Genomic DNA, 21,493 nt, shown 5'->3' with positions numbered 1-21,493 from the left:
GGCATCATATAGGTCGATCGTCGGTAATCGATAGCCAGGCGTTCAGCGTCCTGCACCCACACCTGTGTAACAACTCTGTAACAGCCCCCCGGTAGACTCGGCCTCAATCGAACTCGAGGGGTTTTGTGATGCCTTATCTACGGGGCCTTGGAGTCTACTTGCCTGTACCGCGCATGACCAGCGGCGAAATCGCCGCGGCGAGCGGTTTGCCGGAGTGGGTGGTGCGGGAGAAGCTGGGCATCCACCAAAAGCCGGTGCCGGGGCCGAACGACCACCCCGCCCGCATGGCCGGGTGGGCTGCGGCCCAAGCGCTGGAGGAAGCGGGGCTCGAGGCCAGCGCCATCGACGTGGTCATCAGCATCACCGATGAGCACAAGGATTATCCGGTCTGGACCAGTGCCCCCCTCATCGCGCAGATGGTCGGGGCCGAGCGGGCTTGGGCCTTCGACGTCAACCAGAAATGCGCTACTTTCATCACCGCTGTGGCAATCGCCGACGGGCTGTTCGCCGCTCGAGCCGAGGTACGGCACGTGCTGATCGCAGGTGGCTACCGCAACGGCGACCTGATCGACTACACCGACCCTGACGTGCGCTTCATGTACGACCTGGCCGCCGGGGGCGGAGCCGCCGTGCTGAGCCGGGAGGGGCCGGGCCTACGGCTGCGTTCCACCCGGCTCAAGACCGATGCCGTGCTGGCCCAGGCGGTGCGGGTTCCGGTGGGCGGGACCGCCGAGCCACTGAGCTCTGAAAACGTCGGGCAGTACAGGCTACGGGTGGCCGAGCCCGAGCTGATGAAATCGCGCCTGGAGGCCGTTTCCATGTCTGGCTTTCTCGAGGTCATCGGCGGAGCCTTGCAAGACGCAGGCTACACCCCTGCCGACCTCGACTACCTGGCGCTGCTGCACATGAAGCCCTCGGCCCACCGAGGGGTGCTCGAGGGGCTGGGTCTGAGCGAGGCGCAGAGCATCTACCTCTGCGACTACGGTCACCTGGGCCAGCTCGATCCCATCCTCTCGCTCAAGCTGGCCCGCGAGGTCGGGAAGATCGGACCCGGCAGCCTTATCGCGCTGGCGGCGGCGGGCGTGGGCTACCACTGGGGGGCGGCGGTGCTGCGCTGGGAGGAGGGCTGATGGAACTCAACGCCAACTGGCTGGGGCGCCTGGCGGCCTACCACCCCGAGCGCCCGGCGGTCTACTGGCGGGGAAGCTGGATCGGCTACGGTGAGTTGTACGCTCGGGTCCGGCGGGCGGCGGGGTCGCTGGCCGGGCTGGGTGTGGGCCAGGGGGACCGGGTAGCGGTGCTCGGCCCCAACCACCTGGGCTACCTCGAGCTCTACTTCGCCGCTGCCTTACTGGGCTTCGTGCCCGCCTTCCTCAACCACCGGCTGAGCCTGAGCGAGTTGCAGGGGCTGATGGAGTACGTCCAGCCCAGGGCGCTGTTCTTCGGAGCGGGGCAGGAAGAAGCAGCCCGGCGGCTAGACCCCGCAGCGAGGTCGCTCGAGGAGTTGCAGACCCTACCCACCGCCGGGTTCACCCCCTTCACCGCGGGGCTGGAGGACACCGCGCTCATCCTGTTCACCGGCGGCACCACCGGGCTGCCCAAGGGGGCCATGCTGCCCTATCGCCAGCTGCTGGTCAACGCCGCCCAGACCGCCATGACCTGGGGCCTCTCCCCACAGGACCGCTACATCGTCGCCACGCCGATGTTCCACGCCGCCCTCAACGCGCTGTGCACGCCCCTTCTGTACCTGGGGGGCAGCGTGATGATCCAGGAGAAGTTCGACCCTGCCGAGTACCTGGCCTGGGTAAGAATGCACGGCGTAAGCCTTTTGTTCTTGGTGCCCACCATGTACCAAATGCTCGCCGCTCACCCCGACTTCGCCCGCAGCGACTTCTCCGGCGTGCGCTGGGCCATCTCGGGCGGAGCGCCCTGCCCGGCCCCCGTGCGGGAGGCCTACGCCGCCAAGGGCATTCGCTTCCGGCAGGGCTACGGCCTGACCGAGTGCGGGGTCAACTGCTTCACCCTCGAGCCCGACGAGGCCGAGCGCTTTCCCGAGTCGGTGGGTCGGCCCATGCCCCACCTGTGGGCGCGGCTGGTAGATGCCGAGGGCCAGGAGGTGCAGGGGGCTGGAACTGGGGAGCTGTGGCTGAGCGGACCCACCGTGATGAGCGGCTATTTCGCGCGCCCGGAGGACAGCGCGAAGGTTCTGCTCGAGCAGCAGGGGCGAACCTGGCTGCGCACCGGCGACCTAGCCCAGCGCGACGAGGCCGGACGTTACTTCATCGTCGGGCGCAGCAAGGAGATGTTCATCTCGGGTGGGGAGAACGTCTATCCCATCGAGATCGAGCGGGCCCTCTACGACCATCCCCTGGTGCAGGAGTGTGCCGTGATCGGCGTCCCCGATGCCCAGTGGGGCGAGGTCGGGCTGGCCTGCGTGGTGCTCAAGGGTGGCAAGACCCTGACGGAAGACGAGCTGCGCAGCTTTCTCAGGAGCCGCCTGGCCGCCTACAAGGTGCCCAAGCGCTTTGTCTTCCTCGACGAGCTTCCCAAGAGTGCCCCCGGCAAAATTCTCAAGGGCCAACTGGCCGAGCGCTACGGGAGGAGCCATGCCTAAAATCGCCGTGAACGGCACGGAATTGTACTACCAGCTCGAGGGCAGCGGCCCCGTCCTGGTGCTCGCCAACGGCATCTTCCAGCGGGTCGAGGCCTGGGAGCCCCTGATGCCGCACCTACAAGGTTTGACGGTCCTGCGCTACGACATGCGCGGCCAGGGGCGCAGCGCCGTACCAGAAGGGGCTTATACGCCTGAACTCCACGCCCAAGACCTTCGGGCCCTGCTCGAGGCCCTCGGCATGGAGCGCTACCACCTGCTGGGGCTCTCCAACGGCGGCGTGGTCGCCCAGGTCTTCGCATCCCATCGGCCCAGAGGACTGCAAAGCCTGATCCTGTTGTGCACCACGCCCCGGCTGGACCCCCTGATCCGGGCCAAGGTCGAAAGCTGGCGGCTGGCGCTGGAGTGGGACGGCTCCATGGGACGGCTGCGGGTGGCGCTGCCGTGGATCTGGGGCCGAGCCTATCTCGAGGCCCACCCCGAAGTGGACAGCCCTCCCTCGCTCGAGCAAATGCTCCTCGCCGCGCCTAGCGAAGAGGCCCAGCGCAACCTGATCGCTGGCTTCCTCACCCTGGGCGACCTGCGGCCCCGGCTGGCGAGCATCGCCGTCCCAACCCTGGTGATCTCGGGCGAGGAGGACCTGCTCTTCCCACCGCGCTACGGCCAGGAGATCGCCCAGGCCATCCCCGGCGCGCGGCACCACACCCTGAGCGCCGTAGGGCACGTGGCGGCGCTCGAGGACACCCCCGGCCTGGCTCGGCTGCTGCACGAATTCCTGGAGGTGAAAGCGTGAAGTTCAAGGTAGGCGACGCTGCGAGCTACTCGCAGACCATCACCGAGGCCAGCATCGCCCTGTTCGTCGGCGCGGTGGGCGACACCAACCCGCTGCACACCGACGCCGAGTACGCCCGAAAAAGCCGCTTCGGTGGGCGTATTGCCCAGGGCATCTTGGTAGCCGGGCTGATCTCGAGCTGCATCGGCACCAAGTTGCCCGGCGTGGGCGCGGTCTACTTGGGCCAGAGCCTGAAGTTTCTGCGCCCTACCTACATCGGCGACACCATCACCGCAACCGTCACGGTCACGGCCATTCGCGAAGACAAACCCATCCTCACCCTGCAAACCCTCTGCACCAACCAGCGTGGTGAGCGGGTGATCGAAGGCGAGGCCACGGTGCTCTACGAGGAGCCCACGTGAAGCACAGCAGCGCAGACCAACAGCGCAGGCGCTGAAGTTCGAGGAGGCAAAACATGAGGAAACTGTGGGTTTTGGCAAGCACAGCCGCTGCGGTCATGGGCCTGGGTCTGGCTCAGACCAGCGTGAAGGTAGGCGTCATCCTGCCGCTTTCGACCGTGGGTGGCAAGGCTGCCCTCAACGGCATCCAGCTCGCCGCCGATGAGGCCGCTGCGGCAGGCAAGGTCAGGCTCGAGCTCGTGACCGTGGACGACGGCAACGCCGCCGATAAGGCAGTCCCCGCCCTGACCAAGCTGCTGACCGTGGACAAGGTGGACATCGTCATCGGCGGGCTGGGCTCGGGCCCCACCCTGGCGATGGCGGGCCCGGTCAAGCAGTACAAGCCGCTGTTTTTGGCCATCGGTGCCGCCAGCTCGCTCGTAGAAAACGCCTTCACCGGCTACGACGACTTCTTCCACTTCCACCCCTGGGACTACCACAACGTCGCCGCGGCCATGGACTTCTTCAAGTACCTCTACGGCCAGGGAGCCCGCAAGATCGCCATCCTCTACGAAGACGGCCCCTTCGGCTCGGCGGGGATGCCCACCTACCGCAAGCTCTTGCAGGACGCGGGCTATGAAGTGCAGGCCGAGCCCTTCAAAACCAATAGCGGCAACTTCACCGCCATCCTGACGCGCTTCAAGTCCTTCCAGCCCGACATCCTCTACTGGATCGGCTACGACTGGGACGCCCTTCCCATCGCCACCCAGGCCCGTCAGGTAGGCCTCAAGCCCAAACTGATCTACGGCGCCCCCCCAGCCTGGCCCATCGGCTTCGATAAGAACCCCAACAGCAACGACGTGGTGGGCATGAGCGCCTGGCTGCCTTCGGTCTCCAACCAGGAGTCGCGCAACTTCGTCGCGGCCTACAAGAAGAAATACGGCGAAGTGACCGAGGAGTACATGGCTCCCATGGGCTACACCATCGTCAAGGCCCTCACCGCAGCCATCACCGCGGCGGGCAGCGCCGAAAAGGACAAGGTGGCCGAGGCCCTGGCCAAAGTCAAGCTCAACACCCCCTTCGGCCCGCTGGCCTTCAAGCCCTCCGACACTGGAAAGACCAAATACCAAGGCTTCGACGCGAGCATCTGGTTCCAGTTCCAGTACCTGGGCGGCACGCGTCGTCAGGTCTACCCCGTTCAGGGGGCCGCCCGTCCCATCCGCTACCCTGGTAGCTATTGATCCGCGTTGGGGCGATTGGTGAAGCGCCTCAGCCTCTACCCCCTATAGCCCTGTGGAAACCTTCCTGCAAACCCTCATCAACGGACTGCTGGCGGCTGGGGTATACGCCCTGGTCGCCAGCGGGCTGGCCCTGGCAGTGGGCGTCGTCGGCATCGTCAACTTCGCCCACGGCGAGTTCCTGATGCTTGGCGCCTTCGTCTCCTACTTCCTGTTCAGCGCACGGGGCCTCGACCCCCTGATCGCGCTGGGGGTGGCAGCCATCGCAGTCTTTGCGGTCGGAGCCGTCAGCTACTACGGGCTCATCCGGCCTGTGCTGGCCGCGCCTGAACTCAACCAGATGCTCCTGACCTTCGGCCTGTCCATTGCCTTGCAAAACCTGGCGCTGCTGCTCTTCGGGGCCGACACCCGCGTGGTCAGCCCACCCTACCAGGGCAGCACCATCAGCCTGCTCAGCCTCTCCTTCGGAGTGGTGCCCTTCGCCTCCTTCGTGCTCTCGGTAGTGCTGCTCGGTGGGCTGTATTGGTTCTTGGGTCGTACCCGGCTGGGTTTTGCGGTGCGGGCGGTGGCACAGAACCGGCTCGCTCCAGGGTTGTTGGGGATCGAGACCCAGCGGATCTACCTCATCGCTTTCGGGCTCTCGGCGGCGCTGGCCGGGATCGCCGGGGTCATGCTCTCGGTGATGCTCTATGCCTCGCCCACCATCGGCTTCGCCTACACCCTCAAAGCCTTCGCCATCATCGTGATGGCGGGATTGGGCAACCTGCGGGGAGTGATCCCAGCCGCCATCGTGCTGGCCATGGCCGAGGCCTTCGTGAGCACCTACGTGCCGGGTGGGGGCGGCTGGGTGGAGGCGGTGTTCTTCCTGGTGATCTTCATCAGCCTGACCTACCGAAGCTGGAGGTTTCGATGATCCTCGCGGGCATCTTGTTGCTCTTGGCCCTGATCCTGCCCGCGTTGCCCCTGGGAAGCTGGCAAGCCTTTGCGCTGGACACTGCTCAGTTCGCTTTTCTGCTCAGCGGGTTGGCGCTGTCGTGGGACCTGCTGGCCCGCACCGGACAGCTCTCGCTGGCGCACGGGGCCTTCTTCGGGCTGGGGGCCTACACCGCCGCGCTCAGCGCCCCAACCCTCGGCACACTGCCCGCGTTGCTCGCGGGGGCTGGCGTCGCTGCCGCGGGGAGCTTCCTGCTGGGTCTGGCAACGCTGCGGCTGCAGGGGATGTACTTCGCCATTGCTACCTTAGCCTTCAGCGAGGTGATGCGCACCTTCGTGCTCAAGGCAGGCTTCACCGGTGGCTCCATCGGCATGATCGTGGCCCCACCCTTCGACGGGCGCTTCCCCCTGGGGGGGTACTACCTGGCGGTAGGGGTGCTGGGCCTGTGCGTACTGGCGAGCTATCTCGTCAGCCGCAGCCGCTTCAGCTACGCCATGGCCGCCATCCGGCAGGGGGAGCCGGTGGCTCGTGTGCTGGGAGTTCCGGTGGTTCGGGTAAAGCTGCTGGCTTTCCTGCTCTCGAGCGCCCTCGCCGGCCTGGCCGGGGGTGTGTACGGCATGAAGACGCTCTTCCTCTCGCCTTACGACGCCTTCAGCCTGGGCCGGGCGGTTGAAGCGCTGGTGATCCCCATCTTCGGCGGGCTCTACACCACAGCGGGGCCGCTGGTGGGAGGTCTGCTGCTGGTGGGCCTGGAGACCTGGCTACGGCTGCGCATCGGGGAGGGATACCTGGTGGTCTACGGGGTGCTGCTGATCCTGGCCATCCTCTTCCTGCCGCGTGGCCTCGTGGGGTGGCTCTCCCGGCGTAAAGGGGGGCCGCATGCTTAAGCTCAATCGCCTGACCAAGCGCTTCGGCGGCCTGGTGGCCGTCAGTGAGGTGAGCTTCGAGGTGCGGCAGGGCGAGATCTTCGCTGTGATCGGGCCTAACGGTGCGGGCAAGAGCACGCTGCTCAACCTGATCTCCGGGCTGCTGCGGCCCGACGGGGGGAGCCTCGAGCTACAAGGCCGAGACCTGACCCAGGCCCCTCCCGAGGCGCGGGCCTGGCACGGCTTGGGGCGGGCCTTCCAGATCGTACAGCCCTTCCCCGAGATGAGCGTGCAGGAGAACCTACTGGTGGGAGCGCTTTTCGGCAAACCCAAAACCCCCATGAGCAAAGCAAAAAAGGTCGTGCAGGAGGTGCTCGAGCTCACCGGGCTAGCTCCCAAGGCCCAGACACCCGCTCACGAGCTGACGCTGCTGGAGGACAAGCGGCTGGAGCTGGCCCGCGCCCTATGCACCCAGCCCAGGCTACTGCTGCTGGACGAGGTGATGGCCGGCCTACGGCCCGCCGAGGCTATGGAGGCCGTCGAACTGGTCAAGAAGGTTCGCGCTAGCGGGGTGACGGTGCTCTTCATCGAGCACCTGATGCCGGTGGTGCGGGCCCTGGCCGACCGGGTGGTGGTCATGGACTACGGACAGGTCATCGCTCAGGGCACCTACGATGAGGTGGCCGCCGATCCCAGGGTGCGCGAGGCCTATTTGGGGAGGAGCGCGTGAAGGCTGAACGTCGGAGGTCGCCATGAAGCTCACCGTCAGTAACCTCACCGCCGGTTATGCCAAGGCCCAGGTGCTCTTCGGGATGAACCTCGAGCTTGGTCAGGGGGAGCTGGTGGCCGTGCTGGGGGCCAACGGGGCGGGCAAGACCACCACACTGCGAGCCATCTCCGGGCTGATCCGACCCTGGGGCGGGGAAATCCGGCTGGATGGGCAAAGCCTGATGGGGCTCTCCGCCGCCCGCCGGGCCGGGATGGGGCTGGGGCACGTACCCGAGGGTCGGCAGCTCTTCCCCTTGATGAGCGTGGAAGAGAACTTGCTGCTGGGCGCGGCTTTTTTGGCCTGGGACAAGCGGCGGGAGAGCCTCGAGCTCACCTACACCCTCTTCCCCCGCCTCGCCGAACGCCGCGGCCAGCTCGCGGGCACCCTCTCCGGCGGAGAACAGCAGATGCTGGCAATTGGCCGGGCCCTGATGGGCCAGCCCCGCATCCTGATGGTGGACGAACCCAGCCTGGGCCTCTCCCCCAAGCTGGCCGAGGAAGTGCTCGCGACCCTGGCCCGCATCAAGGCCGAGGGCATGGGGGTGCTGCTGGTCGAGCAAAACGTGGCGTTGTCGCTCGAGGTCGCCGATAGGGCCTACGTGGTCGAGCACGGCAAGGTGGTGCTAGCGGGCCCGGCACAGGAGCTGGCCCAGGACGAGCGGGTACAGAAGGCCTACTTGGCGCTCTAATACCGGATTCAAAAGCTACTCTTCAAAACCAAAACCCAGACGAACTAACCGAATCTGGTATAAGACTTGGTTCGTAGCTTGTGGCTTTCGAAGCTTGAAGCATGACGTACGGTGTACGACCGCTTTAGGATACCGCCATGCAACTCTCCGGCAAAACCGCACTCATCACCGGCGCGGGTAGCGGCATCGGTCGCGCCATCGCCATCGCCTTCGCCCGTGAGGGGGCGAAAGTTGTACTCAACGACATCTCCCCCGCGGCAGAGCATCTCGCCCACGACCTGGGAGGGGTCTTCCTCAAGGCCGACCTCTCCGACCCCGAAGCCGTGGTAGGACTGGCCCGGCGGGCACTCGAACGCGACTCCATAGACATCCTGGTCAACAACGCCGGGCTCCAGCGCATCCACCCGGTAGACGAATTCCCCGAGGAGACCTGGAGCATGATGATCCAGGTGCTGCTCACGGCTCCCTTCCAGCTCATCAAGTACACCCTGCCGGGCATGAAGCAAAAACGCTGGGGGCGGATCATCAACATCTCGAGCCTGCACGGGCTGGTGGCGAGCCCCTACAAGGCCGCCTACATCTCGGCCAAGCACGGCTTGCTGGGCCTGACCAAGACGGTCGCGCTCGAGGTAGCCGAATATGGCATCACCTGTAACGCCATCTGCCCCGCCTACGTGCGCACCGGCATCGTCGAGAGCCAAATCGCCGACCAGAGCCGCACGCTGGGCATTCCTGAGTCCGAGGTCATCGAGAAGGTCATGCTGGCCCCCGCTGCCATCAAGCGACTGATCGAGCCCGAGGAGGTCGCGGAGTTCGCCCTGTTCCTCGCCTCCGACAAGGCAAGCGCCATCACCGGCTCAGCCCAGCTCATGGACCTGGGCTGGACCGCGCGCTGATCCAGCTCCGGGGCACTCTCGCACACACACGATGCTGGGGGAGGGTAAAACCCCTCCCCCAGGGCTTTTTCTACCCACTGGACGCCTTGGGCTGTGAGCAAGGGTTTGCAACGAAGTCTACAATTCTAGGGACATTTGTCCTATACTGTGGACAAACTTCTTCAAGCGTTTCCAGTCATTCCGTCCGGCGCATCCGGCATGTCCACCTAAGTTAGGAAGGTGCAGGTCCAAGGAGGTAGCGGATGAGGCTGCAAGAAGAGCTGGAGATCTTCGTTCGGGCTCCGATTCAAGTGGTCTGGGACACGCTCAACGACTTCGAGAGCTGGCCCCGCTGGTCTACCTACATCAAGGAGGTGCGCAAGGAGCCGAGGGGGTATCGCTTTGTGGCTCGCGGGATGCCACCGGTCGATCTGGTCTGGGTGGCCCAAGGGGTCAAGCGCGAAGAGCCTTATTACCTCGAGTTCGCCAGCGTCCCCGGAGCCCAGCACGGCCTCAACGTCAGCGGTTGGGTCAAGCTGGAGGAAACTCCCAAGGGCACCCAGCTAGACCTACACTTCGACGGCATGGTCGATTTCTCCTCTCCCCTGCTCGAGCGGGTGGCCGATGTCTACGCCACGCTCTTCGGCGAGCCCCATAAGCTGCTCAAGGTCACCCTCGAGGAGTTCAAGCGCGAGGCCGAGCGCAAAGCCCAACTGGCTGCAGCCTAAGCCCATCTAGCGGTATAGCTCCCGCTCGGCGGGGGCTATATTGTTTGCCTTCCAATAAGCGCGCTCCTCGCCCATGTGAGCAGATATGGCGTAAGATAGGGCTATGGACCGCAGAATTCGGGTTCTAGTAGCCAAACCAGGCCTGGACGGACACGACAGGGGTGCCAAGGTAGTCGCTCGAGCGCTGAGGGATTCGGGGATGGAAGTAATCTACACCGGCTTGCGACAAACCCCGGAGATGATCGTCTCTGCTGCTTTGCAGGAGGACGTAGACGCCATCGGTCTATCCGTTCTCTCGGGGGCTCACATGCACTACTTCCGGGAAGTCAAGCGGCTCCTGAGTGAACAGCAAGCCGACGACATCCTGCTCTTCGGCGGAGGGATCATCCCCGACGAAGACGTTCCCAAGCTCAAAGATCTCGGCGTCGCGGCGGTGTTTGGACCCGGCACCAGCACCCAGGACATCGTCGCATTCTTGCAGCAGTCGGCCCCCAAGCGCTGGGCGGCCCAAGGAGGGTAAGTGGCCTCAAACGCTGTAATCGACCAGGTTTTGGCGCTCTCGCAAGAGGGCAAGACCCCCACCGAAATCGCTCGACAGACGGGGATGCCTTTTCGCCAGGTGCGCAGTTTGCTGAGCAAAGCCGGGCAAATCGCCTCCTCCGAGGCGCCCGACGCCTCCACTCAGTCCAAGCGCGCATCCGAGGAGCTATCCGAGGAGTTGCTGGCGGAGATCGAAAAGCGCTACCAGCAAGGCGAAACCGCCATCAACATCGCGACCTCGCTGGAGCTCAACTATCAGAGGGTGTTGCGCACCCTACGGGAGAAGGGCCTTCTGCGCCAGGAGCGACGGAGGCGAGGCAACAAGGGGAGCGGGCAACCCACGGCTGCCGAGCCATCCCAGCCGCTCACCGCGGAGGTGCTGCAACTCGCCCAGCAGGGCATGAGCCCGGTACAGATCGCCCGTTCGACGGGGCTGAAGGTTCGCCAGATTAACAGCATCCTCCAGCGCAGCACCCACCCACCGGTGGCCCCAGCTCCTCCCCGGCCTCAACGCGTCTCCAGGCACGATGCTACCTCGTGGCTCAGGGTGCCGGAGGCCCAGGAGTTGCCGGAGCAGGTACAGACCCTCTTTGGCAAATTCATCGAGAAAACCGGCTTCCTCCCCAATGTCATACGCAATTTCGCCCTGCTGCCGGAGCACCTGCTGCGCTGGTTCGGCTACTACGACTACCTCATGCGCTCAGAGGGTCACCTCTCCCGGCGCGAACGCGAGATGATCGCGGTGGTGGTCTCGAGCCTCAACCGGTGTGAGTACTGCTTAGCCTCGCACTCGGCCTACCTGCGCGACCTCAGCGGCGACCCCGTTCTCCCCGACGTGCTCATCGCCAACTACCGACGCGCGGAGATCTCCCCGCGTGAGCGGGCTCTCCTGGACTTCGCCTTCAAGCTAACCACCGATTCCCCGCACATGGAAGAAGACGACCTCGAGCCGCTGCGAAACGTGGGGCTCAGCGATGAAGCCATCTTCGAGGCTGCCCAGGTCGCGGCCATGTTCAACTTCACCAACCGTCTGGCCAACGCCTTGGGCTGGAAACCCAACGCCGAATACTACGCCATGCACCGCGCTTACGAATAAACCGACATGGAGGGAGTGGGACGCTTCTTAAAGTGGACGGCTGCCGCCGTCGCCGCCGGGCTGGTGCTACAGGGCCTCAAGCTCTACCTCGAGCGCCAGGGCCAGGCGGTGGACCTCGAGCTGGGCGTGCTGGGCTTCGTGGCGGTTTATGCCCTGGCCCTGATCAGCTTGCTCAGCACCAAGCCCAAGTAGAATAACCCTCATCTTAGGGGCAGGCAGCCGTGTCTGCCCTGTTTTTCTCGGCCTGGCAAGATCTATGGAAGGTTTGCTGATCAACGCGGTCCTGCGCGAGCTCGCCGGGCGCTTGCCGGCGCGAAGCCTAGGCTGGGCTTTCCCAGACGAGGGCACGGCGGCCTTGCTGGTCGAGGGGCTGGGCAACCTGGTGCTGCGCTACCGACCGCCTCACCCCCTGCTCACCCTCGAGCCCGGCAGCCTCGAGGGTGAGGCCAAAACCGCCTTCCAGCGCTCGCTGGCGGCCAGGGCCAAAGGACGTCTGCTCAAAGCAGAGCAGCTCAAGCTCGACCGGGTGGTCTTCTTCGAGCTCGAGGGCGAGAGCGGCTTCGTGGACACCCCGCCCACCCGTCTGATCTTCGAGCTCACCGGGCGCAACGCCAACCTGCTGCTCACCACCCCCGAGGGCCGCATCCTCACCCTCGACCGCGAGGTGACCCAGCAGGTCAACCGCTTCCGCGAGCTGCGGCCCGGTCTCACCTACACCCCTCCCCCGCCCTACCACAAGCTCGACCCGCGCACCGCGGGGCCTGGCGACCTCGAGCGGCTGCTCGGCCTGAGCCTGAGCCAGGCAGCCTCCAAGCACCTCGACGGCCTGGGCAAGGAGCTGACCCTGGAACTGGCCCGCCGCGCGGGCCTCCCCCCGCAGACCGTGCTCTCCCCGGAGCACCTCGCGCCCCTCCACCGCGCCCTCAAGAGCCTGGTCGAGCGCCCAAGCGGTACCCCAGAGCACCCTTCCCTCGCCACCGAGCTCCGGGCCGAGTGGGAGCGGCAGGAGGCCGAGGCCCTGCGCCGCCCGCTGCGCGAGGCCCTGCGCAAGCGCATCCACACCCTCGAGGCCCGCCTGGCCGACTACCATAGGGCCCTCGCCCGGCTCGACGAGGTGCCCGCGCTGCGCGAGAAGGGCAACGTGCTGCTGGCCTACTTGCACCGCGTCCCCGGCGGGGCCGCCTCGGTGACGCTGGAGGACTTCACGGGTAAGCCCCTCGAGATCGCCCTCGACCCCACCCTCACCCCGGCCCAGAACGCCGAGCGCTACTACGGCCGTGCCCGCCGCCTGGAGGCGCTGGCCGAGCGGGCCATGGAGCTACAGCCGCGCACCCAAGCTCAGCTCGAGGCCCTGCGTCAGGAAATCGCCGGCCTGGAGAAAGCCACCCTTCCCGAACTGCTCAAGCGGCTACAGCGCAAGGAGGAGTCCGAGGAAGGACGCGTCGGCCTGCGGCTGCGCTCACCGGGCGGCTTCGCGGTGTGGGTGGGCCGCAATGCCAAGGAGAACGACTTCCTCACCCGCAGCGCCCACTCTATGGATCTGTGGTTCCACGCCCAGGGCATCCCCGGCTCGCACGTCATCCTGCGCACCCAGGGCCAGCCCGCCCCCCTCCCCGACCTGCTCTTCGCCGCCCAGCTCGCCGCCTACCACTCCAAGGCCCGCGGCGAGCGCAACGTCGCGGTGGACTACACGGCCAAGAAGAACGTCTGGCGTCCACGCAAGGCCGCACCGGGACAGGTGCTCTACACGGGGGCCAAGACCCTCTTCGTGGACGCCGAGGACCCTTCGGCGCCGTCTGAAGGCGTAGACTGAGAACGGTTTTCACCATGATCGCACGGCTTCGCACCTACCTCGAGCTCGTCCGCTTCGAGCACACCCTCTTCGCCCTACCCTTCGCCTACGGCGGCATGCTGCTGGCCGGGCGCGGCTGGCCGGGCCTGGAGACCTTCTTCTGGATCACCCTGGCCATGGTGGGCGCCCGCACCGCCGCCATGGCCCTCAACCGGCTCATCGACCGGGCCATCGATGCGCGCAATCCCCGCACCGCTCAGCGGCACCTGCCCCGGGGTGCGCTCAGCCCGGCCGAGGTGCTGGCGCTCTCGCTCATCAGCCTGCTGCTGCTGGGCGTGGCGGCGCTCAAGCTCAACGCCCTCACGGCCTCGCTGCTGCCGGTGGCGGTGTTCTTCCTGGTGGGCTACAGCTACACCAAGCGCTTCACCTGGCTGTGCCACTACTGGCTGGGCCTCACCATCGGCGCGGCGGCGGTGGGCGGCTGGATCGCGGTAACCGGGGCCTTCGAGCCGGCCACCTTCGCCCTTTGGGCTGCGGTGGGCCTATGGATCGCGGGCTTCGACATCCTTTACGCCACCCAGGACTTCCATTTCGATCGGCAGAACCGCATCCACAGCGTCCCGGCTCGTTTTGGCCTCGCCACGGCACTGCAAATTGCCCGCGCGACCCATTTCCTGGCCTGGCTGGGGTTCGGGCTCACCGGCCTGCTGTATGGGGCGGGGGTAGTCTATTTTCTGGGTGTGCTGTGCGTGGGAGTGGTGCTGTGGTACGAGCACCGCCTGGTCAGCCCCTCCGACCTCTCCAAGATCGACGCTGCCTTCTTTCAGGCCAACGTGGTGGTGAGCTTAGGCATGTTCGCGTTCATCGCCCTGGAAACCCTTCTATAGCTGCAAGCGAAGCCCCAGGCCACCTTGCCTGGCGCAGCTGCCCTCCATTTGCTTTTCCCTCATCTGGGCCCCGCGGGAAGCGTTGATCCGCGCGCCGATGGGGAAACTTGGTAAGCGCCAAGCCAAGATGTGAAGCCTCCCGTGGGGTGCTTAGGAAGCCTGATGCGCTATCCTTCCTTGTATGGCCCTCGAGCCCAGCCAGTCCACCCCGCAAGCCTCGAGCATTCCCCCCCTCATCCGGCGCAACACCTTGCTGCTGGCGATCACCCAGGCTGTGGTGGGGGCCGGGATGCAGCTCATCCCCGCCCTGGGGGCCATCAGCGTGGTGCAGCTGATGGGAAGCACTACCTGGTCGGGGCTGGCCACCGCGCTGGCCGGGTTGGCCCGCATGCTCATCGCCTATCCGGTGGGCCGGGTGAGCGACTCGAGAGGCCGCAAGGCTGGCCTCTACATCGGCTTGCTGCTGGCCCTCTTCGGCTCACCGATCATCGGCGTGGGCATGGGAGCGGGATCCTTCTGGCTCTTCGTCCTTGGGGTACTGGTCTTCGGAGCCGGGGTGGGGGCTACCCAGCAGCTACGGGTGGCCGCCGCCGACATGTATCCCCCCCAACGCCGCAGCGAGGGGATCAGCTTCGTGCTGATGGGGTCACTGCTGGGAGCACTGCTCTCGCCGCTGATCGTGGCTCTGGCCGAGCGGCTAGCGGTGGAGGTGGGGCAATCCCCCCTGGCGGTGGCCTGGTTCATCGTGCCGCTGGGTGTAGCCCCGGCCTTCGTGTTCACCGCCCTGGTCCGGCCTGACCCCAAGCGCATCGCGCTGCGGCTGAGGGACTACTACCCCCAGCTTCCTCCTCAGAACGTGGGCCAGGTGCATTCAAGGGCCCACTCGAGCTTCCCCCGCAGAGTAGCCATCTGGGCTGGGATCGCCGCACAGGGGCAGATGGTCATGCTGATGGCCATGACCTCGCTGGCCCTGCACCAGCAGGGGTGCAGCTTTAACCTGATCTCCCTCTCGGTAACCCTGCACGTGCTGGGCATGTTCGCCTTCTCCTGGCCGGTGGGCTGGCTCGCCGACCGCATCGGGCGCAAACCGGTAATGCTGGGAGGATTGCTGCTCTCGGCCTTGGGGGCCTTGCTGGTAGGCTTCACCGGAGAGTACGCCTCGATCACGCTGGGCACCTTCCTGGTGGGCCTGGGCTGGTGCGGCACCTACAACGGCGCGACCACCGTCGTCGCCGACACCACCGCCCCAGGCGAGCGGGGCCGGGCGGTGGGCATTCTGGACGTGTGGTCAAACGGGGCGGGAACCGTGCTGCCCATCCTGGCGGGCTTCCTGGTGGAGGGAATCGGCATCTGGGCCATTGGGGTCGCAGGCGTGCTGCTGCTGGGCTACCCGGCTTTGATGGTCTCGAGGCTCACGGAGGTCAGCCCGGGGCGGTACGAGGGCTGATACCGGGTGCAAAAAGATGATTGCCCAAGGCGGTCGGCGAACACATCCCTCCGGCTGACCGAATCGGGATTTTCCCTACGGCGTCTCGCGTACGGCTTACGACGTAGGACTCCCACCCAGCCCCCTCACCGCAGAAACGCCGTGAGAATCTCCTCCACCTGGTCGGTCTCGATCAGGAAAGCGTCGTGCCCGTGCGGGCTCTGGATCTCGCGGTATTCGCCGCCCGAGAGCAGCGCGCCCAGCCGCACCTCGGCGGCGGTGTAGAGCACGTCGGTGTCGATGCCCACCCACAAGCTGGGGATGCTCCGCAAGCGGTTTAGGGCAGCCTCGAGGCTCCCCCGACCCCGTGCGACGTCGTGGGTGTCCATGGCGTTCGACAGCACCAGGTAGGCGTTGGCGTCGAAGCGGCGGATGAACTTCTCGCCCTGGTAGAGCACGTAGCTCTCCCCCTTGACTGGGTTCTCGTTCCAACGCAGGTTGAAGGAGTGCGGCGAGCGAAAGGAGAGCATGGCAATGGCTCGAGCGAGTTGCAGACCCAGGGGCTGCTCGCTGTAGTAGCCGCCCCGGTAGCCCGGATCGCTGAGCACGGCCTCGCGGGAGAGCCGGTTGAAGGCGCGGGCCCAGGGGCCGTGCGTGGTGGGCGCAGCCAGCACGATGAGTTGTCTGACCCGCTCAGGGTAAAGCAGGGCAAACTCCAGCGCCACCATTCCCCCTAAGCTGCCGCCCAGCACCGTGACCCGCTCGATGCCCAGGTGGTCGAGCAACCGGACCTGGGCGCGGGCCATGTCGCGCACGGTGATGGCGGGGAATTCCGGGCCGTAGGGCTCGCCGGTGAGGGGGTTGCGCGAGAGCGGTCCGGTGGAGCCATAGCACGAGCCGATGTGATTGGCGCAGATCACGAAGCTGTGCCGGGTGTCGAGCACCCGGCCCGGCCCCACCAGCGCGTCCCACCAGCCGTCGGCGCCGAAAGCCTGCTCGAGCGGGCTCAGCAGCTTGAGGGTGGGCTCGTCGTAGGTTCCGGCCAGGTGAGCCGAGCCCGTCCAGGCGTGGAAGACCAGCACCGCGTTGTCACGGGCCTGGTTGAGGTAGCCGTAGGTCTCGTAGCGCAGGTGCAACTCGGGCAGGAGGCCGCCCTGCTCGAGCCCAAACACCTCGCCCGGCGCGGTCAGGCGCAGGGTCTGGGGCTGGGGCGGCGCAACCCGTCCCCTCGAGCGCGGCGGCTTGTAGAGCAAGGCCTCGTGCTCGCCCCAGGTTTCCTGGATCAAGCCGCCTCCAGAGTCAAGCACCACACTGGTCGTGCTCACGGCCTTGGCCTCCCCTCTGCCCCGCTCAAACGCCCACCGGGGCCCGCAGCGCCTGCTTGAGGTCGGCCTTGAGGTCCTCGGCGGCCTCGAGGCCCACGCTCAGGCGCACCAGCTCGGGGCTGACCCCAGCCAGTGCCTGCTCCTGGGCGCTGAGCTGGGAGTGGGTGGTGGAGGCGGGGTGAATGGCCAGGGTGCGCGAATCCCCCACGTTGGCCAGGTGCGAGATGAGCTCGAGGCGGTTGATGAAGCCCTTAGCCGCCTCGTAGCCGCCCCTGAGCCCGAAGGTGAGCACCGCGCCCGGCTTGCCGCGGAAGTACTTCTGGGCCTTGGCGTAGCTGGGGTGGTCTTCCAGGCCGGGGTAGTTGACCCAGGCCACCTCCTCCCGCTCGCGCAGCCAGTGGGCGATCTCCAGGGTGTTCTGCACGTGGCGCTCGGCCCGCAGCGAGAGGGTCTCTAAGCCCAGCAGCAGCACCCAGGCCTCGAAGGGGCCCAGCGCCTGGCCCTGGTCGCGCAGGCCATCGACGCGGGCCTTGAGGATGAAGGCCAGGTTGCCGAAGGCCTTGGTGAGCTCGAGGCCGTGGTAGCCGGGCTGGGGCTGGGTGAGGAGCGGGTAGCGCCCGTTGTCCCAGGCGAAGTTGCCCCCGTCCACGATCAACCCGGCGATGGCCGCCCCGTGCCCGCCGATCCACTTGGTGCCCGAGTGCACCACCACGTTGGCCCCCCACTCGAGGGGCCGGAATAAGTAACCCCCCTGCCCGAAGGTGTTGTCCACGATCAGGGCCACGCCCTTCTCCTGGGCAGCCTGAGCGATGGCTTCGAAGTCGGGGATGTTGAGCGCGGGATTGCCGATGGACTCGATGAACCAAGCCCGGGTGTTCGCGTCGGTGGCGGCGAGGAATTCCTCGGGGCTCTCGGCGCGGCTGGTGAAACGGGTCTCGATGCCCAGACGCGGCAGCGTGACCTTGAGCTGGTTCCAGGTGCCACCGTAGAGGTTGGGCGTGGCCACGATGTTGTCCCCGGCCTGAGCCAGGTTGGTGAAGGTGAGGAACTGCGCGGCGTGGCCCGAGCTCGTCGCCAGGCCCGCCACCCCGCCCTCGAGCGCGGCGATGCGCTTCTCGAGCACGTCGGTGGTGGGGTTCATGATGCGGGTGTAGATGTTGCCGAATTCCTGCAAGCCAAAGAGCCGCGCCGCGTGGTCGGCGTCCTTGAACTGGTAAGAGGTGGTGGCGTAGATGGGCACCTGGCGGGCGCCCGTGCTGGGGTCGGGGCTGTAACCGGCGTGAAGCTGCAGGGTCTCAAAAGCGAGCTTTCTGGACATAAAAAACCTCCAACCGCAGGCTTTGGGGCGGGACTTCTGGCTGGAGGTTTCAAAAGCGAAACCCCCATTCCGATGACGGTTCTCTACCGGAAGGGGGCTCACTGTGCCTAGCGAACGCGCACCCTTCTCTCATCTGCCTCCGGGCGTTTCCCCCGCCTGGAGTCGGAATTGGCACCTTTGCACTCGTGTCCGGTGATGAAACGAACACTCCTGCGGGTTGCCGCGGCATCTTCGGGCCGAATCCCTCCGCCGCTCTGGATAAGAGAACGTGTTATGTCTCGGTTGTTGCCGCGCCCCGGCGCGGTTAGATGCGAGTGTAGGCGAGAGAGGGCGGGGATGTCAAGGGAAAAGCCAAACGCCGGGCACGGGTCGTACGTTTTACGTCGTACACGATACGCAAGACGCCCCAGCTCTAGACGCTGGGCAATGGCCCGGAGGGCCGGAAATGGGTGATCAGGGCCTCGAGCGCGCTATCCAGCGGCTTGCCCACGGACAGGAGGCCGACGCCGGTTCCGGCGAGGAGGAGCTGGCCCTCGAGTTCGTCGGGCTTGAGGCGGGCCTCGGACACGCGGAGGCCGAGGGTGGCTGCCTGCTCGGCCACTTTTTGGCGGGTGATGCCCTCGACCCCGCCCTGCAGCACGCACAGTTCGCCGGCGCGGTAGAGCAGCGGGCTGGTACGGCTGCCGTCGACGACGTGCCCCTTTGCGTCGAGCAGCAGGCCCTCGAAGTGCCCGGCGCGCTCGGCCTCGAGGCGGGCCAAGCGATAGGGCAGGTAGTTGCCGGTCTTGTAGTGGCCGAGGTCGGGGTGAACCCGCAGCGAGGTGACGCAGACGCTCACCCCGCGGGTGTAGGTGGCTTCGGGGGGCGGGGCGAAGGGGCGTGCGCTCGAGACGTAGGCCTCTGGGGCCACCACCAAGCGCAACAACATGTCGGCGCGCTGCTGGCAGTGATGTTCGACCTCGCGCTCGAGCGCCTTAAAACCGGGGAAGGCAATGCCTAAAGCCTGGGCGTGGCGGCGCAGGCGCTCGAGGTGCTCGGGAAGCCACAGCGGTTCACCACCCTCTAAGCGAAGCGTGGTGAACACGAAAAAGCCATGCCACAGGGATTCGGGGAGCGGGGTGCCGACGGGTTCGCCGTTGATGCGGGTCATGGGGAGGGCCTCGAGGTCAGGAGGGGATCGGTTCAGGCCGGCCTGCCGGCTCGTCCACGGGGCTCAGCGACAGGAAGTTGCTCAGCAGCACCATCCCGTACTCCGAGAGCATGCTCTCCGGGTGGAACTGCACGCCCCAGGCCAGGCCGTGGGCGTGGGATAGCGCCATGCACAAACGCGTCTCTGGATCCCCGCCCTGGGTCCAGGCCTCCAGTCGCAAGGTCGGGGGCAGGTCGCGGATGAGCAGGGAGTGGTAGCGCGTGAAGCGGGCCGGGCTAGGCACTCCCGCGAAGATCCCCTCGCCGCGGTGCTCGACCGGGAAGGCCTCGCCGTGGACCGGGCGGGGGGAGCGCCCCAACCGCGCCCCCAGCGCCACCCCGAGCGCCTGATGCCCCAGGCAGATCCCCAGGAAGGGCAAGCGGGCCTCGAGCGCGGCCCGGGTCCACTCGAGGGTCCGGCCCGCCGTCGCCGGCTCACCCGGCCCCGGCCCGACGACGAGGTGGGTGGCCCAGGACAGGTCGGGGGCCACGCCGTGGTCCAGCACGCGGATTTCCGCCCCGAGCGCGGCCAGGTAGTCCACGATGTTGTAGCTGAAGGAGTCGTGGTTCTCCAGGAAGATCACCCGGGCCTCGAGGCGTCTCGCCGGTCTTGGCGGCCTCCAAACGCTGTCTCGGCGCGGCGGGGCCGGGGCCTGCCCCTCCCGGCCCTGCCCCAGAGCTTGCAGCAGGGCTTCCGCCTTGGCCTGGGTCTCGGCGTACTCGCGCTCGGGATCGCTCTCGATAACGATGCCCGCTCCAGCCGAGAAATAGCCGCTGCCTGCCGCAAAGCTGAAGCTACGGATGAGGATGTTGAAGTCGCAGCCCTTCCCCGAGACGTAGCCCATCGCCCCGGTATAGGCCCCGCGGGGAACGGGCTCGAGCTCAGCGATAGCGCGCATGACGCTCTCCTTGGGCGCTCCGGTGATGGTCCCACCGGGAAAAATGCTGGCGAACACCTGCCGCAAGGGCGCGTGGCTGCGGCCCCGCACCTCGGAGACCAGGTGCATGACGTGGGAGTAGCGCTCGAGGGTAAAGGCTTCGCTCACCTCCACGCTTCCCGGCTCACACACCCGCGCCAGGTCGTTGCGCAACAAGTCCACGAGCATGACGTGCTCGGCTCGCTCCTTGGCGTTGGCAAGGAGCTCGGCCCCCAGCGCCTCGTCTTGCCGGGGCGTCCGCCCTCTGGGCCGGGTTCCGGCGATGGGCCGCGCGGTGAGCATCCCCTCGCGGTAGGCGAACAAGCGCTCGGGGCTGCCTGCGACCACCGCGTAGCCCTCCCGGCGTACCGGTGAAGCCGGTCCCGTAAGGGAATCTGCCTCCCGGCGTACCGGTGAAGCCGGTCCCGTAAGGGAATCTGCCTCGCCCTCGAGCAGGCCCATGAAGGGGCTGGGGTTGTAGCACCGCAGGGCCCGGTACAAGGCCAGGGGATCGATCCCGCCCGCTGCGAAGCGGAAGCGGTGCGAAAGGTTGACCTGGTAGACCCAACCGGCTCGGATGCGCTCTTGCACCTCCTCGACGCCCGACAAAAAGGCATCCCTGGGATAGTCGCTATGCAACTCAACTTTTGGCAGCGGTTGAGCCCCGGCCAGCAGCGGGGCCAGCGACGCAGAGGGACTCTGGACGCGCTGCCCCTCGAGCCAGGCGTAGCCCTCGGGATAGAAGTAAAACGCCGCCTCGGGCAATCCGGGCAGGGGAGCGTGGGTAGGCAGCCCCAAGTGACGGGCGTACTCGTAGGCGAAGAAGCCGATCCAGGCCGGAAAATACCCCGCTCCCAGGCCCTGCTCGAGGAAGCCGAACACCTCGAGCGCGTCCCCCACCGCCTCCCCGTCGAGGTAGGTGATGCCGTCCCAGACCTCGAGCCGCCGCGTAGCCCCCACCCCGAGCAGGGTCAAGCGCCCAAACGGGGTCACGACCCCGGCGGACTCGAGCAAGGCCGGGCGCAGGCCCAAAGCCCGGGCCCGGGCGTAGAGGGTGGCGGCGTCGTCCGGCATCGCCTCGATTGTAAACGCATCGAGAGCAGTTTCAGTTCCCTGGTTCGCTCG

The 21,493-nt window shown here is 66.7% G+C and carries 21 protein-coding genes and 1 riboswitch; of the genes, 17 read left to right on the top strand and 4 right to left on the bottom strand.

Going from position 1 to position 21,493, the window contains the following annotated elements:
- Positions 1-128: 128 nt before the first annotated feature.
- The 17 genes from B047_RS0105240 (at position 129) to B047_RS0105160 (ending at position 15,641) form a co-directional block, all read left to right on the top strand.
- Positions 129-1,130 carry a 3-oxoacyl-ACP synthase gene (locus B047_RS0105240; protein WP_040779225.1) on the top strand — a complete coding sequence of 334 codons (1,002 nt, stop codon included), beginning with the start codon at positions 129-131 and terminating at the stop codon, positions 1,128-1,130.
- A complete protein-coding gene (locus B047_RS0105235; RefSeq protein ID WP_018465907.1) occupies positions 1,130-2,614 on the top strand; it encodes a class I adenylate-forming enzyme family protein in 1,485 nt (494 codons plus the stop codon). The genes B047_RS0105240 and B047_RS0105235 overlap by 1 nt, the downstream gene beginning before the upstream one ends.
- Positions 2,607-3,404, top strand: a complete 798-nt coding sequence (locus tag B047_RS0105230) for an alpha/beta fold hydrolase (protein WP_026234605.1) — start codon at positions 2,607-2,609, stop codon at positions 3,402-3,404. Before B047_RS0105235 ends, B047_RS0105230 begins: the two co-directional genes overlap by 8 nt.
- Positions 3,401-3,805: a MaoC family dehydratase gene (locus B047_RS0105225; protein WP_018465905.1), complete on the top strand. Its 405-nt coding sequence runs from the start codon at positions 3,401-3,403 to the stop codon at positions 3,803-3,805. The genes B047_RS0105230 and B047_RS0105225 overlap by 4 nt, the downstream gene beginning before the upstream one ends.
- Positions 3,806-3,858: 53 nt before the next feature.
- Positions 3,859-5,022, top strand: coding sequence for an ABC transporter substrate-binding protein (locus B047_RS0105220; protein WP_026234604.1), 1,164 nt, complete (start codon positions 3,859-3,861; stop codon positions 5,020-5,022).
- A gap of 52 nt (positions 5,023-5,074) precedes the next feature.
- Positions 5,075-5,932, top strand: coding sequence for a branched-chain amino acid ABC transporter permease (locus tag B047_RS0105215; RefSeq protein WP_018465903.1), 858 nt, complete (start codon positions 5,075-5,077; stop codon positions 5,930-5,932).
- A complete protein-coding gene (locus B047_RS0105210) occupies positions 5,929-6,840 on the top strand; it encodes a branched-chain amino acid ABC transporter permease (RefSeq protein WP_018465902.1) in 912 nt (303 codons plus the stop codon). The genes B047_RS0105215 and B047_RS0105210 overlap by 4 nt, the downstream gene beginning before the upstream one ends.
- A complete protein-coding gene (locus B047_RS0105205) occupies positions 6,833-7,549 on the top strand; it encodes an ABC transporter ATP-binding protein (protein ID WP_018465901.1) in 717 nt (238 codons plus the stop codon). The genes B047_RS0105210 and B047_RS0105205 overlap by 8 nt, the downstream gene beginning before the upstream one ends.
- A gap of 22 nt (positions 7,550-7,571) precedes the next feature.
- The gene (locus B047_RS0105200) at positions 7,572-8,276 is read left to right on the top strand and encodes an ABC transporter ATP-binding protein (RefSeq protein ID WP_018465900.1); all 705 of its coding nucleotides are present in this window, start codon (positions 7,572-7,574) and stop codon (positions 8,274-8,276) included.
- A gap of 137 nt (positions 8,277-8,413) precedes the next feature.
- The gene (locus B047_RS0105195; RefSeq protein WP_018465899.1) at positions 8,414-9,172 is read left to right on the top strand and encodes a 3-hydroxybutyrate dehydrogenase; all 759 of its coding nucleotides are present in this window, start codon (positions 8,414-8,416) and stop codon (positions 9,170-9,172) included.
- A gap of 242 nt (positions 9,173-9,414) precedes the next feature.
- Positions 9,415-9,879, top strand: coding sequence for an SRPBCC family protein (locus B047_RS0105190; RefSeq protein WP_018465898.1), 465 nt, complete (start codon positions 9,415-9,417; stop codon positions 9,877-9,879).
- Positions 9,880-9,982: 103 nt separating this feature from the next.
- The gene (locus tag B047_RS0105185) at positions 9,983-10,399 is read left to right on the top strand and encodes a cobalamin B12-binding domain-containing protein (protein ID WP_018465897.1); all 417 of its coding nucleotides are present in this window, start codon (positions 9,983-9,985) and stop codon (positions 10,397-10,399) included.
- Positions 10,400-11,515, top strand: coding sequence for a peroxidase-related enzyme (locus B047_RS18335; RefSeq protein ID WP_018465896.1), 1,116 nt, complete (start codon positions 10,400-10,402; stop codon positions 11,513-11,515).
- 15 nt (positions 11,516-11,530) lie between these two features.
- Positions 11,531-11,707 carry a hypothetical protein gene (locus B047_RS0105175; protein WP_157205810.1) on the top strand — a complete coding sequence of 59 codons (177 nt, stop codon included), beginning with the start codon at positions 11,531-11,533 and terminating at the stop codon, positions 11,705-11,707.
- A gap of 64 nt (positions 11,708-11,771) precedes the next feature.
- On the top strand, positions 11,772-13,328 hold the full coding sequence (locus B047_RS0105170) for an Rqc2 family fibronectin-binding protein (protein WP_018465894.1): 1,557 nt from the start codon (positions 11,772-11,774) through the stop codon (positions 13,326-13,328).
- A gap of 17 nt (positions 13,329-13,345) precedes the next feature.
- Entirely contained in the window at positions 13,346-14,194 is an 849-nt protein-coding gene (gene mqnP / locus B047_RS0105165; RefSeq protein ID WP_026234602.1) for a menaquinone biosynthesis prenyltransferase MqnP, read from the top strand.
- Between the two features lie 181 nt (positions 14,195-14,375).
- Positions 14,376-15,641 carry an MFS transporter gene (locus B047_RS0105160; RefSeq protein WP_018465892.1) on the top strand — a complete coding sequence of 422 codons (1,266 nt, stop codon included), beginning with the start codon at positions 14,376-14,378 and terminating at the stop codon, positions 15,639-15,641.
- 125 nt (positions 15,642-15,766) lie between these two features.
- Here the strand turns inward: B047_RS0105160 and metX are convergent, their stop codons facing one another.
- The 4 genes from metX to B047_RS0105140 all read right to left on the bottom strand — a co-directional run bounded on the left by metX (position 15,767) and on the right by B047_RS0105140 (position 21,442).
- Positions 15,767-16,906, bottom strand: coding sequence for a homoserine O-acetyltransferase MetX (gene metX / locus B047_RS0105155; protein ID WP_018465891.1), 1,140 nt, complete (start codon positions 16,904-16,906; stop codon positions 15,767-15,769).
- A gap of 64 nt (positions 16,907-16,970) precedes the next feature.
- The gene (locus B047_RS0105150; RefSeq protein ID WP_018465890.1) at positions 16,971-18,263 is read right to left on the bottom strand and encodes an O-acetylhomoserine aminocarboxypropyltransferase/cysteine synthase family protein; all 1,293 of its coding nucleotides are present in this window, start codon (positions 18,261-18,263) and stop codon (positions 16,971-16,973) included.
- A 126-nt stretch (positions 18,264-18,389) separates the two neighbouring features.
- A riboswitch (SAM riboswitch) is annotated at positions 18,390-18,528 on the bottom strand.
- Between the two features lie 147 nt (positions 18,529-18,675).
- Positions 18,676-19,413, bottom strand: coding sequence for an aminotransferase class IV (locus B047_RS0105145; RefSeq protein ID WP_018465889.1), 738 nt, complete (start codon positions 19,411-19,413; stop codon positions 18,676-18,678).
- 16 nt (positions 19,414-19,429) lie between these two features.
- The gene (locus tag B047_RS0105140) at positions 19,430-21,442 is read right to left on the bottom strand and encodes an aminodeoxychorismate components I/II (RefSeq protein WP_018465888.1); all 2,013 of its coding nucleotides are present in this window, start codon (positions 21,440-21,442) and stop codon (positions 19,430-19,432) included.
- Positions 21,443-21,493: the final 51 nt, after the last annotated feature.

It is taken from the genome of Calidithermus timidus DSM 17022 (assembly GCF_000373205.1).
Lineage (GTDB): Bacteria > Deinococcota > Deinococci > Deinococcales > Thermaceae > Calidithermus > Calidithermus timidus.
This window is presented reverse-complemented; position numbering and strand designations above follow the sequence as displayed.